Consider the following 15,753-nt stretch of genomic DNA (forward strand, 5'->3'; position numbering starts at 1 on the left):
TTACGTGAACTTTCCGGACGGAGATTTTTCATGACCAACCTGACCATTTCCCTGGACGAAAACCTCGTCAAACAAGCCCGCATCAAGGCCATTCAAGAAGGCACCTCGCTGAGCGCCAAAGTGCGCGAGATGCTGGCTGCCTATGTGCGGCAAGACATGCCAACAGCACCGGTTGTAATTCCCAAACTGCCCGTCTCCAAAGCCCGTGGCAGCCTGCAGCCGGGCATTGACCCGAGCAGTAACCGATCCCTGTACGACGCGATGGACGCCGGCATGGACCTGAAAAACCTGTCATGACGCCAGATGTGAATGTGCTGGTGGCGGCGTTTCGGCCCGACCACCCCCACCACCCGAGCGCGCGTACCTGGCTGGACGATGCAGTGGTTCAAGCCGCCAACGGACGCGCCAGCCTGATGCTGCTGGGCACCGTCGTGACCGGCTTTTTACGCATCACCACCAACCCCAAAATTTTTCGGGAAACTGATCCTTTGCAGGATGTGAGCGACTTCATCGACAGCCTGCTCAGCTGCCCCGGCGTGCAATTTCAGCCGCAGGGCACCACCTGGCCCAATCTGCGACAAGTGTGTCTGGCACAACAAGCCACAGGCAACTTGATCATCGATGCGTGGATCGCCGCAACCGTGATGCAATCCGGTGAGACACTCTGCACCTTCGACCGCGATTTTTCGCGTCTGCTGCCCGCAGACCAACTTCTTTTGCTCAAGCCCTGAACCCACTGCTACTGCCCATGTCCACCGTCTTCAATTTCACCTTCGTGCCCTGGTTCCGGTCGGTGGCGCCTTACATCCACATGCACCGGGGCAAAACCTTTGTGGTGGGCATCGCGGGCGAGGCCATTGCCGCAGGCAAGCTGGCGCACTTGGCGCAAGACTTGGCGCTGATCCAGAGCATGGGCGTCAAGATCGTGCTGGTGCACGGTTTTCGCCCTCAAGTGAACGAGCAACTCGCCGCCAAAGGCCACACACCCAAATACGCACAAGGCATTCGCATCACCGACAGCGTGGCTTTGGACTGCGCCCAAGAGGCTGCTGGCCAGTTGCGCTACGAAATTGAAGCCGCGTTCAGCCAAGGGCTGCCCAACACGCCCATGGCGGGTTCCACGGTGCGGGTGATTTCGGGCAACTTCATCACGGCGCGCCCGGTGGGCATTGTGGACGGGGTGGATTTCATGCACTCGGGTCTGGTACGCAAGGTCGATGTCGACGGCATCATGCGCACGCTGGACATGGGCGCGATGGTGCTGCTGTCGCCCTTTGGCTTCTCGCCCACGGGTGAGGCTTTCAATTTGGCCATGGAAGAAGTGGCCACCAGTGTGGCGGCCGAGTTGCAGGCCGACAAACTGATTTTTGTGACCGAGATCCCGGGCATCCGCATGCAGCCGGGTGAACCTGCGAGCGACGACAACCCGATCGACACCGAACTGCCTCTTGCAGCCGCCAAGCAATTGCTCGCCTCGCTGCCCCGGCCGACCGAGCCGACCGACATTGGCTTTTATTTGCAGCACTGCGTCAAAGCCTGCGAAGAAGGGGTGGAGCGCTCGCACATCCTGCCCTTTGCGGTCGACGGCTCACTGCTGCTGGAGGTGTATGTGCACGACGGCATCGGCACCATGGTGGTGGATGAAAAGCTCGAAGAGCTGCGCGAGGCCACCGCCGACGACGTGGGCGGCATCTTGCAACTGATCGAGCCGTTCGAGAAGGACGGCACGCTGGTCAAGCGCGACCGCACCGAGATCGAGCGCGACATCGACCACTACACCATCATCGACCACGACGGCGTGATCTTTGCCTGCGCGGCGCTCTACCCCTACCCCGAAGCCAAGACGGCCGAGATGGCGGCGCTGACCGTGTCACCCCAATCGCAAGGCCAGGGCGATGGCGAAAAAATCCTCAAGCGCGTGGAGCAACGCGCCCGTGCCATGGGCCTGAAAAGCATCTTTGTACTGACCACACGCACCATGCACTGGTTCATCAAGCGCGGCTTTGCCCAGGTCGACCCGGACTGGCTGCCCGAGGCGCGCAAACGCAAATACAACTGGGACCGCAAGAGCCAAGTGTTGGTCAAGAAGCTCTGAGCGAACGATGTCGGACTCTTCGAGTACCGACCTACAGCCAAGCGGCAACTTGTAGGTCGGTGGTCGAAGACCCCGACAGATATCGCTCGTGCAGGCTGGGGGGGGCAAAAGAATGATGTCGGACTCTTCGAGTACCGACCTACAGCCAAGCGGCAACTTGTAGGTCGGTGGTCGAAGACCCCGACAGATATCTCTCGTGCAGGCTGGGGTGCAAAAGAATGATGTCGGACTCTTCGAGTACCGACCTCCAGCCAAGCGGTAACTTGTAGGTCGGTGGTCGAAGAGTCCTACCTTGGTGCGGTCAGCGCTTTTGCAGTGCCCGGATGGCGATGGCCAGGCCCATGAGAGTGAAGACCGCAAAGGCGACAAAAGACCAGTTGGCAATCGAGCCGCCCAGAAACGTCCAATCCACCTTGGTGCAGTCGCCACTGCCCTTGAAGATCATGGGGATGGCTCGGTTGATGGGGAAGTTTTCGACCATGCCGTAAAAGTCACGGCCACAGGTCACGATTTCGGGCGGGTACCACTGCAGCCAGCTTTGGCGGGCAGCCACAAAGGCACCGAATCCGGCGCTCAGCGCCAGCAGCACGCCAAACAGCCCCACCGCACCGGGCTTGCGCAAACGCGAGCCCACCAAGGCGATGACCATAACGCCGATCAAGGCGTAGCGCTGCACGATGCACATGGGGCATGGGTTCAGGCCCACCACATGCTGCAGGTACAGGCCAAACGCCAACATGCCAACACACGACAAGGCGATCAGGGCCATCCAGCGATTGGACGAAATGGAAGTCAGTTTCATGGTCAGTCTTCAAAAGCAAACGGGAGCATTTTGCTCCCGTTGTTGTGATCATCTCGTGACTCAGCGCATCAAGCCCTGACACAGGCCCGAGATATCAAGCGTCGGCAAACGCCCGTTCGATCACGAAGGCGCCTGGCGTGCTGGTGTTGCCTTCTTTGAGGCCGCGCTCTTCGCAGATGCGCTTCAAGTCGCGCAGCATTTCTGGGGAGCCGCAGATCATGACGCGGTCGGTTTCGGGGTTGAGCACAGGCAGGCCCAGGTCAGCAAACAGCTTGCCGTTTTCCATCAAGTCGGTCACGCGGCCCTGGTTTTTGTAGGGCTCGCGGGTCACGGTGGGGTAGTACAGGAGTTGCTGGGTGACCATCTCACCCAGGAACTCGTTGGCGGGCAGTTCTCGGGTGATGTAGTCGTGGTAGGCCAGTTCATTGACCTGACGCACCCCATGCACCAGGATCACTTTTTCAAAACGCTCATAGGTTTCGGGGTCGCGGATGATGCTCATGAAAGGGGCCAGACCCGTGCCGGTGGACAACAAATACAGGTTTTTGCCAGGCAACAAATAGTCGCACAGCAAAGTGCCTGTAGGTTTGCGGCCCACGACGATGGTGTCGCCCACCTGGATGTGTTGCAGCTTGGAAGTCAGCGGGCCGTCGGGCACCTTGATGCTCAAGAACTCGAGGTGTTCTTCGTAATTGGCGCTGGCAATGGAGTAGGCACGCAGCAGCGGTTTGCCGGTTTCCTGGCGCAAGCCGATCATGGTGAAGTGGCCATTGGAAAAGCGCAGGGCCTGGTCGCGGGTGGTGGTGAAGCTGAACAGACGGTCGGTCCAGTGGTGAACACTCAAAACGCGTTCTTCGAGAAAAGCACTCATGGTGATGTGATACAGGTCAGCGCCAGGGGACAGACCCCTGGCTAAAAAGGGATGCAGAAGGTTGCTACAGTTGCGGTCTTGAAAAACCACGCCAACACAGTCAAATCTGACGATAAGCCTGTATTGTCCCGTGGTTTGATCAGAACTGGAAATACTAAGATTTTATATCCGTATACCCAAACACATCTTTAGAACCACAAGGAACCTCCATGGCACGCACCGTTCAATGCATCAAACTCGGCACCGAAGCAGAAGGCCTGGACTTTGCCCCCTACCCCGGCGATCTGGGCAAGCGCATTTGGGAAAACGTGAGCAAGCAGGCCTGGGCCGACTGGCTCAAGCACCAGACGATGCTGGTCAATGAAAACCGCCTGAACCTGGCCGACCTGCGCGCCCGCCAGTACTTGGCCCGCCAGATGGAACAGCATTTCTTCGGCTCTGGCGCCGATGCAGCCCAGGGTTACGTGCCTCCTGCTGCGGCTTGATCCGGGCGGTGACCCTGCCTTTTTCTGCGACGGGCATTCCCCTGGCTTTTGAACCGCTGCACGCTTGCGGCCTGCTGCCGACTTCAGGCAACAGGCCTGCTTGGCACAAGCAGCGCCAATGGCATGTGCTGCGCCTGGGTTCGGCGGCCCTGAGTTTTCTGGCCACCTGGCACGCCTGGCAACAAGACCCCCAACGGCCTGATCGCCTGTTTTTTACGGCCGTGGCCGACCGGCCCTGTGCCGTGGAAGAACTGCTGGCCTTGGCCCAGCGCCATCCAGAACTCGCCCCCTTGAGCCAGGCTTTGGTGTACGTTTGGCAGGGTCTGATGCCCGGCACGCACCGGCTGGTGTTTGAAGGCGGCCAGGTGCACCTGACACTGCACCTGGGCAGCCCTGAAAAAACACTGCGTGAGCTGGATGTGGCCGCTGACAGCGTCTTGCTGGACAGCACGCAAGTCCGGGCGGTCACGGACGACCCTACACAGGGCACATCCCGCCTGCAACTGTTGCAAGCGGTCTCGCGCCTGTGCCGCACGGGCACTCGGCTGGCCATGGACGGGGCCGGCACAGTGCCAACGGCTGAAGAATGGCAGCAGTGTGGCTTTCAAACCCAAAACGAAGACACGCAGGCCGCTCCTGTCAGCGCCGGTGTCGGGGCCTGCTTGAGCGCACGGTTTGCGCCACCGTGGGCGCCCCGCAGCCGTTTGCGACAAGCGCCGCCCCCCGCGTCGCGCCAGGCCTTGGTGGTGGGGGCGGGCCTTTCCGGATCGGCGGTGGCGCGCAGCTTGGCACTGCGCGGCTGGGCCGTCACGGTGATCGACCAGGGCAGCGGCCCGGGATCTGGTGCCTCCGGCCTGCCCGCTGGGCTGACTGCCCCCCATGTGTCGCCCGACGACAACGTGCTCTCGCGCATCACCCGGGCAGGCGTTCGCGCCACACTGCAACGCGCTGACCAGCTTCTCAAGGGCGGCACAGACTGGTGCCCCACCGGCGTGCTGGAGCACCGTGTCGAAGGCAAACGGAGTTTGCCCGCAGGCCCGGCTTGGCCTGAAGTCGCCCACACATGGAGCACGCAGGCCAGCCCTGCGCAGATCGGACAAGCCGGTTTGGCCTGCGAAGCCTTCGCGCTGTGGCACGGCCTGGCCGCATGGATCAGGCCCCAGGCCTTGGTGGCGGCGCAGTTGAACACGCCAGGCGTCCAGACCCTTTGGGGCCAGCGCATTGCGCGTCTGCAGCGAACGGGAGCAGGACACACGCCCCCGCAGTGGCAAGCCTGCGATGAAGCAGGCCAAACCCTGGCTCAGGCGGATTGGGTGGTTTTCTCGGCTGGCTTTGACACCCTGCACCTGATCAACAGCCTGGCGCCAGAAGGTGAGCGGCCCAGCATCCCGCTGAACCCTTTGCGCGGGCAAATCAGTTATGGCGACATGGCGCAGCTGCCGGGTGATGTGCGGGCACAACTGCCTCCTTTTCCGGTCAACGGCCACGGCAGCTTCATCAGCGGCGTGCCCACGCCTGAAGGGCATGACGGTTGGTTCATCGGGTCGACCTTTGAGCGCAACTGCACCCAGGCCCCCCTTCGGGACGAAGACCACGCGTCCAATCAGCAACGCCTGGCAACCCTCTTGCCGACACTGGGCGCCGCCATGGCCGAACAGTTCTCAGCGCCCCAAGTGCATGGCTGGGCGGGCCTGCGCTGCACCTTGCCAGACCGCTTGCCCGCCGTGGGCCCCATCGACGAGCAACGCTGGCCGGGCCTGTGGATCAGTGCGGGCATGGGCGCACGGGGCATCAGTCTGGCGGTGCTGTGTGGCGAATTGACGGCGGCTTTGCTGGAAAATGAGCCCCTGCCCCTGGCCCCTTCGTTGTTGAAACACCTGCTTGCCGAACGTTTCAAAAATCGATAAAACCAACAACAATAAGACACCTTGACGATATTGTTTAATACTCAGGTGTGATCACTGTCTGAAATTGACCTTTTACCCATGAATTCCTTGCCTGCATCCACCGATGCAAACCCTCAACAGTGGCCCTGGAGCCCTGCCGACCGCTTGCGCATTGAAAAGTGCATGGCCTCCATCCACCTGCACGGGCAAAGCCTGGCACTGTTTTGCACCTCAACTGACTTTCTGAACTACAACTGTCAGATGCTGGTGGATCAGCTCAAGGCGCAGTCCCCCCATTTGGCGGTCGAGCACTTTTCAGGCGAGAAAAGCCAGCCACTGCTGGCCAAAATCAATGAAAGACTGGCCGATCTCTCCATCGATGTGGCCATGAAGCCTGCAACCACCACCTCTGTGGACAAGGTCTGGGTGGTTGAGAATGCGCAGTTGCTGCCGGTGCAGGAGCTGTCACTGCTGCAACGCCTGCTCAAACACTTTCCGGGTTTCAGGACCAGCCTGATCTTGCTGTTCACCGGCCCCGAGCAAGCGTTGCCCCAAAGCAACGATCCCGGCACACGCATCGAAAGCTGGATCATTCCTTGGGTCCCACCCGTCGAAGCCACGTCCCATCGTGCATTGACATTGTCACGAACATCGTGGGCCGCATTGGCCACGGGTGTGGCGCTGATTGCAGCAGGTGTGAGCTGGCAAACACTGGCCCCGCTTGCCCAGACGGAGGCCTCTGCGGCAGCCCTTGAAAAGGCGGCTTCATCGCAGCCCACAGCAAGCTCAGCCACTGCCCTAATGCCTGCTGCGTCCGAATTGCCTGCTGCGTCTGAGACCTCGGCTGCATCCGATGCCCAGCAACAAACCACGGCCCAAGCGACAGCGGCCCCCGCAGTCGCCGCTTCCAGCACGCCCGCTTTGGCAAGCCCTCCGGAAAAGACGCCACCCGCCCAGCTTACAGACACCAAAGCCGCCGAAGCCTCCAACGCGGTCACCCAATCCAAGCCCGCCGCGAGCGCTCAAGAGCCCTTGCCCCCTGCCGCCGTCAAGGGCGTGCGCTGGCTGCACACCCTGCCCAAAGACAGCTTTTTGATCGAGCATGGTCTGTTTGGCACCACCGCCAAGGCCCAAAACCTGATTCAGTCCAAGACTTGGTTGGTCAATGCTCGGATCGTCCCCGTGTATGAGCGCGATCAAACCCGTGTCCAATTCAGCGTGGTCACAGGCCCGTTCAGATCACAAGAGCGTGCCCAGACCTTCAAAGCGCGTCAGGAACTGCCCGGCAGCAAAATCCGCACGCTGACCAGCGTCATGTCGCACAGCCAAGTCCAAAGCGGCAAAGGCAAAGCCACTGAAAAAGCGCACTGAACCTGCCCCGTGCAGGCCTGATCGGTGAGGCCTTGCTTGCCCAAGACCCGCCCCATAGGGGAGCAGAAATGTGCGGCGGTCTTTCGGCGGTCGGCACCCACGGTGCCCGACCGCTCGCCTCCATCAGACGCCTTGAGGTGCCAGACTGTGGACAACCCGCTGTGGGAACGGGATGTCTATCCCGTTGGCCTGCAAGGCTTGCAAGATCGCCCGGTTGATGTCCGACTTGAGCTTGAGCGGGCCATTTTCGGGATCGGCAATCCAGTACGACACGGAAAACTCCAGGCCATCGGCGCCAAATGTGGCCAAACACGCGGTCGGCGGTGGATCGGGCAACACCCGGCTTTGCGCTTTGCAGGCATCTTGCAGCAAGTCCACCACCATGTTCACCGGACTGTCGTAGGCCACAGACACCTGGGTGCTTTGCGACACTTTGGGATCGGCCAGCGAGAGGTTTTCCACCCGCTGGGTGATCAGCATTTCATTGGGCACGATGGATTCTCGCCCTGACAAAGCCCGAATAACCGTGTAGCGGGCCTTGATGTCGGTGATTCGCCCTTCAAAACCGTCGACCCGCACCATGTCGCCAATGCGCATGCTGCGCTCGGCCAGGATGACAAAACCACTGACGTAATTGGCCGCGAGTTTTTGCAGGCCAAAACCAATGCCCACGCCCACGGCACCGCCCAAAACAGACAAGGCCGTCAGGTCAATGCCCACTGACGACAAAGCCAGCATCAAGCCGACAAACATCAAAGCGGTGCGCACCGTGTTGCTGATGACTTTGCGCAGCGACAAATCGCTGCCCGTGGCCGACCGGAGCAAGCGCGACTCCAATGCGGCGGACACCCACAAAGTGACAATCATGACCGCCCCGGCCGTGAGCGCGCCTTCTATCATGGTGCGCATCGACAAATCGCTGCCGCCCACCTTCCAGCGAATCTGATCGAGTTCATCCAGCACCAGCGGCAAAACGCCGGTCACCCACAGCACCACGGCCAACCAGGCCACCCATGAAATCGTGCGCTCCATGACCCGCACAAAGTGGGCCGCACCAAACGCCACTTGCATCACCTTAACCCCCAGACGGATCAAGGCCAGCGAAATGCACACGGGCAGCAAAACGCCGTACATCGCGATCGGATGATCCGTGGTCAGCAGCGCACGCGAGGCAAAGGTCAAGCCCAACAATATGGCCGGAAACAACACCCCGTCAACCAAGCGTTTACCCAACAGGATTGACAACTCGGCCCCCGCAAAGGCCCTGCGCAAGAGCCAGACAGACCCCCAAGCCAAACCCAGGCAAACGGCAAAGGCCAGCAATACGTGCAGGGAATCTGCCCGAATCAGTGTGTCCAGCCAGGCCACCGGGTCGGCAATGTGAAGTTGTTTCATGCTCGCCATGCGGGGCTCCTTTTGTCGATGAATGCCTGCACGCCTTCTTGGGCATCGTCGTGCATCATGTTGCAGGCCATGGTTTGACCGGCCAATTGGTAAGCGGCTTCGATGCCCATTTCACGCTGTTTGTAAAACAGGGCCTTGCCCATGCGCACCGCTTCGCGTGGCTTGCTCAGGATTGCTTCGACCCATTCGTTCACTTGCGCATCCAGCCCCCCTGGCGGGCTCACGCGGTTGATCAAGCCACGTTGGCAAGCCTCTTGCGCGCTGATGAAGCCGCCCGTGAGCAGCATTTCCATGGCTTGCTTGGCGTGCATATTGCGCACCAGGGGCACGCTGGGGGTCGCGCAAAACAGGCCCACATCGATGCCATTCACCCCAAAGCGGGCCGTGTCTACCGAAACGGCCAAGTCGCATTGCGCCACCAACTGGCAGCCCGCAGCCGTGGCCACGCCCTGCACACGGGCGATCACTGGCACCGGCAGATTCTGGATGGACAGCATCATGCGCGTGCACTGCGCAAACAGCTTTTGGTAGTAGGCCATCTCGGGTTGCGCCCGCATTTCCTTGAGGTTGTGCCCTGCACAAAAAGCTTTGCCTGCGGCCCCCAGCACGACCACACGCGCCTGCTCATCGTGGGCAATCTGGTGAAGGGCGTTTTGCAAGGCCTGCAGCATGCCCTCGCCCAGGGTGTTGAAAGTGCTGGCTTGGTTCAGGGTCAGGCGGTGCACGCCCCGCGCATCACGTTCATGCAACAGCACGTCGGCCCCAAGGGGAACAGTTGTATCGGTCATGCCCCGATTGTGCCCAAAACTGCAAGCCGCCTTGCGGCTGGGCCAGCACCTCAAACGTCGGCCAAAACGCGCAAGTGTGCCTCGACGCTGCGGCCCAAAGCACTCAAGCTGTAGCCGCCCTCCAGACAACTGACGATGCGCCCTTTGGCATAACGCAGGGCCACATCCTTGATGCGCTGGGTGATCCAGGCGTAGTCCTGCTCAACCAGGCCCATTTGCCCCATGTCGTCTTCGCGGTGCGCGTCAAAACCGGCGCTGATGAAAATCAGCTCCGGCCGGTGCGCCTCCAGGCGCGGCATCCACATCATGTCGATCAACTCGCGAATGTCCATGCCCCGCGTGTAAGCGGGCACGGGCAAATTGAGCAGATTGCTGGCCGTCGACTGCGATCCGCCCTCCGGGTAAAAGGGGTGCTGAAAAAAGCTGACCATCAAGATCCGCTCATCCCCGGCCACGATGTCCTCGGTGCCGTTGCCGTGGTGCACATCAAAATCCACAATGGCCACACGCTTGAGGCCATGGCGCTCAACCGCGTGCTTTGCGGCAATGGCCACGTTGTTGAAAAAGCAAAAACCCATGGCTTTGTCCCGACAGGCGTGGTGACCTGGCGGCCGCACCGCGCAAAAAGCGTTTTCCAGCTCACCAGCCAAAACCGCATCGGTGGCCTCAATCGCGGCCCCGGCCGAGTGCAAGGCGGCCTCCCAAGTGTGGACATTGATCAGCGTGTCCGGGTCGATGGCGGTGTGGCTGGGGCCACCCGCGGCCATGTCTTCGCGCAGCACATCGCTCAGGCCCCGCAAAGACGCCACATGCATGCGCCCGTGAGCCAGTTCAATGTCGGCCAAGGCGGCAGGCCCGGCCTCACGGCGCTGCAAGGCCATGTCCAGGCCGGTGATCAGCAAACGGTCCTCGATGGCGCCCAGGCGCTCGGGACATTCCGGATGGCCCGCGCCCATCTCGTGTTTCCAACATGTGGGGTGTGTGAAATAACCCGTAGCGCCCATATGGCTTGTCTTCCTGCATGCTCAACACCCCATCGGAAGTGTTGATTTTTTTGAATTACCGTACGTTTATCAGTTTTAGCTTATCACGTCCAGCTTGCAATGACTGACGCCCTGCACATCTCCAGCCCCACCGCTCAACCCGCATTTGTCGGAGTCTTCGACCACCGACCTACAAAATACAAGCAGTACCCCGTAGGTCGGCACTCGAAGAGTCCCACATCTCCAAATCACTGACAACGCTGTACCCTACTGCGACATGTCCCGCTCTTTCTGCCTGGTGGGCCGTCTGGCGATTAAACTGATCTGACATGAATTTTCTCGACCACTTTCACGCTACTCCGCAGGCTTCTCGCCTGAACCCTTTGTGCGCAGGCCTGCTCGGTTTGCTGCTCTCACTGACCTGGTCTGACGCAGCCCTGGCGGTCCACCGTCAAGAACATGACGTCAAAACGGCCCGCCCTTCGACATCTGGTCGCAAGCCACACCACCCCAAAGCGCACGCCACTGGAACGCGCCTGATGGACAACCCCGAGGTTCTGACTTGGGCTCATGACGCAGCCGGCCGTTTGCAGCTCGACCCGGCGGGTGTGATCAAAACCATGGCCTCAGCACAACGCCTGCCCTTGGTGGAAAAACTCGTGCTGCCACCCGCCAGTCCCGTGGCCAAAGACTGGGGCGCTTACCGGGCGCGATTCATCGAGCCCACCCGCATCCAGGCAGGCATCCGTTTCTGGCTTGCCCACCGCGCCGCCCTGGAGCGCGCCGAGCGCGAATACGGCGTACCCGCAGCCATCGTGGTGGGCATCATCGGCGTCGAAACGCTGTACGGACAAAACACCGGCAACTTCCGCATCATTGACGCCCTGGGCACATTGGCCTTTCACTTTCCGCAGTCCCACCTGCGTGCAGCCGAGAGGCAAGCGTTTTTCCGGGCAGAGCTGGAACAATTTTTACTACTGACCGCCCGCAGCGGTGCAGACCCCTTGTCGGTGCGCGGCAGCTACGCGGGCGCCCTGGGCCTGCCCCAATTCATGCCATCGAGCTGGTCACGCTTTGCCGTGGACTTCGATGGCGATGGCCGCATTGACCTGTTTGGCAGTCCCACCGATGCCATCGGCTCCGTGGCCAATTACTTCAAAGCCTTCCAGTGGCGCCCCGGCATGCCCACGCACTACCCGGTAACCCTGACCCCGGGCCAAACCGACATGGACGCCCTGCTGGCGCCCGACATCCTGCCTACCTTCAGCGTGGCCAACTTCACCGCCAAAGGCGCAGGCCTGGAGGGTGCTGCGCTGGCGCACAAAGGCCCATTGGCCCTGATTGAATTGCGCAACGGCATGGATGCCCCCAGCTACGTGGCGGGTACCGAAAACTTCTACGCCATTACCCGCTACAACTGGAGCAGTTATTACGCCATGGCGGTGATTGAGTTGGCCGAGGCCGTGGCGCGTGAGGTCAAGAACACGCCTTGACCATTAAGAGAATACCGATTGAAAGTCGGCATACAGTCGGGGAATGAACCTCACTTTGACCTCTTTTCAACATCGGACTGGCATCATGGGTGTTTTACTGCTCATGGCCCTGTCTGCCCAAACCGCCCATGGGGCCAGCTTGTTTGGTGACCACCCCTGCCCGTCCTGGCAGGGCCTTGGCTACGGCGAAAAGCGGGCATGGACGAATGCCTTTTTGGCACCGCTGAGTTTGACGCTCAAGGGGCTGAAAAAAAGCAAAGAAGACAAATACAACGACGATCCCAAGGCCTATGAGCCCGCCATCATCGGCATTGATGCGTTTTGCCAAAAGCATCCGGATTTGGGTGCCGCCGATGGTGCGGGTCATTATCTGAAAAAGTTGTTTGACATGCCGCCATCTTGATGATCAGACCGCACACCAGCCTTTGTGGTTCTCCATTTCCAGCTTGATTTCATGCGGCTTGAAACTCATCGGCAACCACATTGGCAGTGCTTTTTCAACCGCGCTCAGTCGCAAGGCATGCCCACAATACACTCAACAGCCATGAACCCCCTCAACCCCAAAAAACTGCTGCTGACCAAGTGGACTGCCGTCAAACCTGTGGCCAGACAATCGGACAGGCAAAGCTCGTTGCGCTAACTTGTAAGGGACCATCGCAGCTATGCCTGTCAGCCCACGAAAAGGGGCAAACGGCACAAGGCCAGTTCTTTCTTTAAAAAACCAAGGTTTTGACGGGGTTTTCCCAAATCACAAGGTCTGATTGGGATTATTGGTAGGTCGACCTTTACCCAACTCCTTGCGCTGAATGTCCAACGACTTCTGATGCTTCTGGGCTTCTTTCTCGGTTTTGACTGCACACTTTGCCAGCTCAGTCGTTCGTTTGAGCTTGTGCAGTCGGGCCTCAGGTGGGCTCAAGGGCTTGATGTGTTTGATATGGCTGAATTCTTGAAATCGCATCAAGTATTTATGCGCAACACTGCAACGGGTGTTTAAAACGACAACCGCAGTGCGGCAGTCCTGTGGAACTGGACAAGTCGGCAAAGCAGCTATAAATTACGTTTTTAATAATTTTAAAAATTCTTCAAAATTTCACTGAATTCAAACATCGGAAACCACATGAAACTCCATTCATCACCACATATTTTGGCCATGGTTGCGGCACTTGTCGTGTCTGGGCAAGCCTTTGCGCAAACGCCCAACAGCCCTATCAAACACCTGATTGTTGTGGTCGGTGAGAACACGTCTTTTGACACCTTGTTTGCAGCGTACCAACCGCCAGCCGGGCAAACCGTCAAGAATTTGCTGTCTTCCCAAGTCATCACTTTGAATGGGGAGCCAGGCCCGGAGTATCAAAAGGCGACCCAAAAGTTGGCGCATACCCAAGGGAAATATGACGTTGAATATCCGAAGACGTCTCCACTTAAGAATTTGCCTCGACCTTATGCACGGGCAGATCATGGTGCGCCGAAGGTATTGGATGAAAAAATCCCAGGCCAACTCCAGGCTGGGCCATTCCAAATCACAAAATATCGCGGCTATGCCGAATTCACGGACAGCAACCCCGTTCACCGCTTCTTTCAGATGTGGCAACAAGTCAATGGGGGGCGACATGACCTCTTTGTCTGGGCGGGCTTGACGTCAGGCGAAGGCGCCTTAGACAAAAGAAATTTAGGAAAAGGGACCATCCACCAAGGCGAGCCGATGGGGTTTTACAACATGGCCTCAGGCGATGTGCCTTATTTCCGAGAATTGGCATCCACCTATGCACTGGCTGACAACTACCATCAAGCCGTCATGGGTGGGACCATGCCCAATTACCTCTTTCTGGCCTCTGGTGATATCGCCGTTTACCAGCAAGATGGCGCACCGCAAAAGCCGCCCTCAGGGCAGATTGAGAACCCTGACCCCATGTTCTTGACAGACAACTGGTACAAGAACAGCGGCTACAAAACAGGTTCATACGTTGCCTGTGCGGACGAATCACAACCCGGTGTCGAATCGATACGCCGCTACCTGAAAAAGCAGCCCTACAAGCCTTTCAATGATGGCAACTGTGCCCCAGGCTCCTACTATCTTGTGAACAATTATTCGCAGCCCTACACATTCAAGGGCGACAAGAAAACACCCACCGAAGATCAAGCAGTTGCGACACCGCAAAGCGCACCGAATATTGGGACCCAACTCGAGGCGGCAGGCGTGAGCTGGAAGTGGTACCACGGTGGCCGCTTGGGCAAAGGACTGAAGAAGGGTGAATATGCGTCTGACACAGACCCGCTCACTTTTTTCACATCCATCATGGAATCACCCTTGAAGCAAAAATTGCAGGGTGACGATGATTTTTTTGCAGATGTAGATAAGAACTTGCCCAGCATTTCTTTCATTTCACCGCCTGTGACCCAGACCGGCCATCCGCACTATGGATCACCGGCCAACTTTGAAGCCTATGTCAAACGGGTTGTTGAGAAAGTTCAGTCCAATCCCAAAGTCTGGGCCAACGCCGCCATTCTGGTCACCTACGATGAAGGTGGCGGATATTACGACTCTGGCTACATCCAACCCATTGATTTCTTCGGTGACGGCACGCGCATCCCCTTGATGGTGGTGTCGCCATGGGCCAAAAAGGGCCACGTAGAACACACCTACTATGACCACGCCTCCATACACAAGTTCATCCAAAAAAATTGGTCATTGAAGCCGCTGTCTAACCGCACACGAGACAACCTTCCCAACCCCATTCACAGCAAAGACAATTACGTCCCTGACAACAGGCCGGCCATTGGCGACCTGTTCGATATGTTTACGTTCACACGCTGAAGCCGGGTATTGGATAACTGAGATGGCGCCGTTACAGCGCCATCTCCATCAGCTCAGCAGATGCCCCGTCTTGACAAAGATCGTGCACCCCTCTTTGCTGAAGGGCTTGTGCAAGCTCATGTGGGGGCTTCTGATCCATGAGCCGGCCGGATAGCGCCCGTGCTCATCTTCAAACACGCCATCAACCACGAAGATCTCTTCGCCGCCATAGTGCCTGTGTGGATTGAAATAGGTTTGAGGCGCCCATCTGACCAATGTCGATCCACTGCCCTGTTGCATGAGCGGCATGACATTCAGACCGGGCACCAGGCCTTGATACCAGGGCGCTGTTGCCGTGTTCAACACTTCTCGTTCGACTTGATCTGCCCCCAGATGCCGCAGCTTCACAAAAAGAATGCAGCCGGTTTGGCTATAGGGCGCATGTGAAGAGCCGGGAGGGTTCATGATGTAGGTGCCAGCAGGATAGTCGCCATTCTCGTCACTGAAGACCCCATCCAACACCAAGATCTCTTCACCCCCATCATGGGTGTGGCTTTGAAAGTGAGATCCGGCTTGGTAACGAACGATGGAAGTGGCTTTGGCGACCTCGTCGCCGGTGCGCTCAAGCATGCGCCTCTCCACCCCTGATTGTGGGCTGGGAATCCAGGGTAAATCATGGTGGTTGATCACGACCCTTTGGCTGTAATCGGCGTTGATATTCATTGATGACATGTCAGAAATTGTGCAAATTCATCAAAGCATAGCAAGCAAATGGCATGTC

At 58.8% G+C, this 15,753-nt stretch carries 15 protein-coding genes; 9 read left to right on the top strand and 6 right to left on the bottom strand.

Annotation, left to right across the window (positions count from 1 at the left end; genetic code table 11):
- The first annotated feature begins 30 nt into the window (after positions 1-30).
- From B9Z51_RS01940 to argA, 3 genes are read left to right on the top strand one after another with little or no spacing between them, the layout of a single operon-like run.
- A complete protein-coding gene (locus B9Z51_RS01940; RefSeq protein WP_108371320.1) occupies positions 31-297 on the top strand; it encodes a CopG family transcriptional regulator in 267 nt (88 codons plus the stop codon).
- Positions 294-731, top strand: a complete 438-nt coding sequence (locus B9Z51_RS01945) for a TA system VapC family ribonuclease toxin (RefSeq protein ID WP_108371322.1) — start codon at positions 294-296, stop codon at positions 729-731. Before B9Z51_RS01940 ends, B9Z51_RS01945 begins: the two co-directional genes overlap by 4 nt.
- Before the next feature lie 17 nt (positions 732-748).
- Positions 749-2,095 (top strand): amino-acid N-acetyltransferase, encoded by a 1,347-nt coding sequence (gene argA, locus B9Z51_RS01950; protein ID WP_108371324.1) that lies wholly within the window; start codon positions 749-751, stop codon positions 2,093-2,095.
- A 301-nt stretch (positions 2,096-2,396) separates the two neighbouring features.
- Here the strand turns inward: argA and B9Z51_RS01955 are convergent, their stop codons facing one another.
- Together B9Z51_RS01955 and B9Z51_RS01960 are read right to left on the bottom strand one after the other, a co-directional pair.
- Positions 2,397-2,897, bottom strand: a complete 501-nt coding sequence (locus B9Z51_RS01955; RefSeq protein ID WP_233254793.1) for a disulfide bond formation protein B — start codon at positions 2,895-2,897, stop codon at positions 2,397-2,399.
- Positions 2,898-2,991: 94 nt separating this feature from the next.
- Complete coding sequence (locus B9Z51_RS01960; RefSeq protein ID WP_108372637.1) at positions 2,992-3,768, bottom strand: ferredoxin--NADP reductase; 777 nt, start codon at positions 3,766-3,768, stop codon at positions 2,992-2,994.
- A gap of 209 nt (positions 3,769-3,977) precedes the next feature.
- Between B9Z51_RS01960 and B9Z51_RS01965 the strand changes: the two genes are divergently transcribed.
- From B9Z51_RS01965 to B9Z51_RS01975, 3 genes are all read left to right on the top strand, one after another.
- The gene (locus tag B9Z51_RS01965; RefSeq protein WP_108371326.1) at positions 3,978-4,253 is read left to right on the top strand and encodes an oxidative damage protection protein; all 276 of its coding nucleotides are present in this window, start codon (positions 3,978-3,980) and stop codon (positions 4,251-4,253) included.
- Between the two features lie 8 nt (positions 4,254-4,261).
- Positions 4,262-6,160, top strand: coding sequence for an FAD-dependent 5-carboxymethylaminomethyl-2-thiouridine(34) oxidoreductase MnmC (gene mnmC, locus B9Z51_RS01970; RefSeq protein ID WP_233254794.1), 1,899 nt, complete (start codon positions 4,262-4,264; stop codon positions 6,158-6,160).
- A 78-nt stretch (positions 6,161-6,238) separates the two neighbouring features.
- On the top strand, positions 6,239-7,510 hold the full coding sequence (locus B9Z51_RS01975) for a hypothetical protein (RefSeq protein ID WP_108371328.1): 1,272 nt from the start codon (positions 6,239-6,241) through the stop codon (positions 7,508-7,510).
- Positions 7,511-7,633: 123 nt separating this feature from the next.
- Here B9Z51_RS01975 and B9Z51_RS01980 read toward each other — a convergent pair whose 3' ends face one another.
- From B9Z51_RS01980 to B9Z51_RS01990, 3 genes are read right to left on the bottom strand one after another with little or no spacing between them, the layout of a single operon-like run.
- Positions 7,634-8,914, bottom strand: a complete 1,281-nt coding sequence (locus B9Z51_RS01980) for a mechanosensitive ion channel family protein (protein ID WP_108371329.1) — start codon at positions 8,912-8,914, stop codon at positions 7,634-7,636.
- Positions 8,902-9,702, bottom strand: a complete 801-nt coding sequence (locus tag B9Z51_RS01985; RefSeq protein ID WP_108371331.1) for an enoyl-CoA hydratase — start codon at positions 9,700-9,702, stop codon at positions 8,902-8,904. The genes B9Z51_RS01980 and B9Z51_RS01985 overlap by 13 nt, the downstream gene beginning before the upstream one ends.
- A gap of 50 nt (positions 9,703-9,752) precedes the next feature.
- A complete protein-coding gene (locus B9Z51_RS01990) occupies positions 9,753-10,706 on the bottom strand; it encodes a histone deacetylase family protein (RefSeq protein ID WP_108371333.1) in 954 nt (317 codons plus the stop codon).
- Between the two features lie 308 nt (positions 10,707-11,014).
- Between B9Z51_RS01990 and mltB the strand changes: the two genes are divergently transcribed.
- From mltB to B9Z51_RS02010, 3 genes are all read left to right on the top strand, one after another.
- Entirely contained in the window at positions 11,015-12,178 is a 1,164-nt protein-coding gene (gene mltB, locus B9Z51_RS01995; protein ID WP_108371335.1) for a lytic murein transglycosylase B, read from the top strand.
- 85 nt (positions 12,179-12,263) lie between these two features.
- Positions 12,264-12,581, top strand: a complete 318-nt coding sequence (locus tag B9Z51_RS02000; protein WP_146187672.1) for a hypothetical protein — start codon at positions 12,264-12,266, stop codon at positions 12,579-12,581.
- Positions 12,582-13,295: 714 nt separating this feature from the next.
- The gene (locus B9Z51_RS02010; protein ID WP_108371341.1) at positions 13,296-14,993 is read left to right on the top strand and encodes an alkaline phosphatase family protein; all 1,698 of its coding nucleotides are present in this window, start codon (positions 13,296-13,298) and stop codon (positions 14,991-14,993) included.
- A 48-nt stretch (positions 14,994-15,041) separates the two neighbouring features.
- Here B9Z51_RS02010 and B9Z51_RS02015 read toward each other — a convergent pair whose 3' ends face one another.
- On the bottom strand, positions 15,042-15,695 hold the full coding sequence (locus B9Z51_RS02015) for a cupin domain-containing protein (RefSeq protein ID WP_108371343.1): 654 nt from the start codon (positions 15,693-15,695) through the stop codon (positions 15,042-15,044).
- Positions 15,696-15,753: the final 58 nt, after the last annotated feature.

The sequence above is a fragment of the Limnohabitans sp. T6-5 genome (genome assembly GCF_003063315.1).
Classification (GTDB): domain Bacteria; phylum Pseudomonadota; class Gammaproteobacteria; order Burkholderiales; family Burkholderiaceae_C; genus Limnohabitans_A.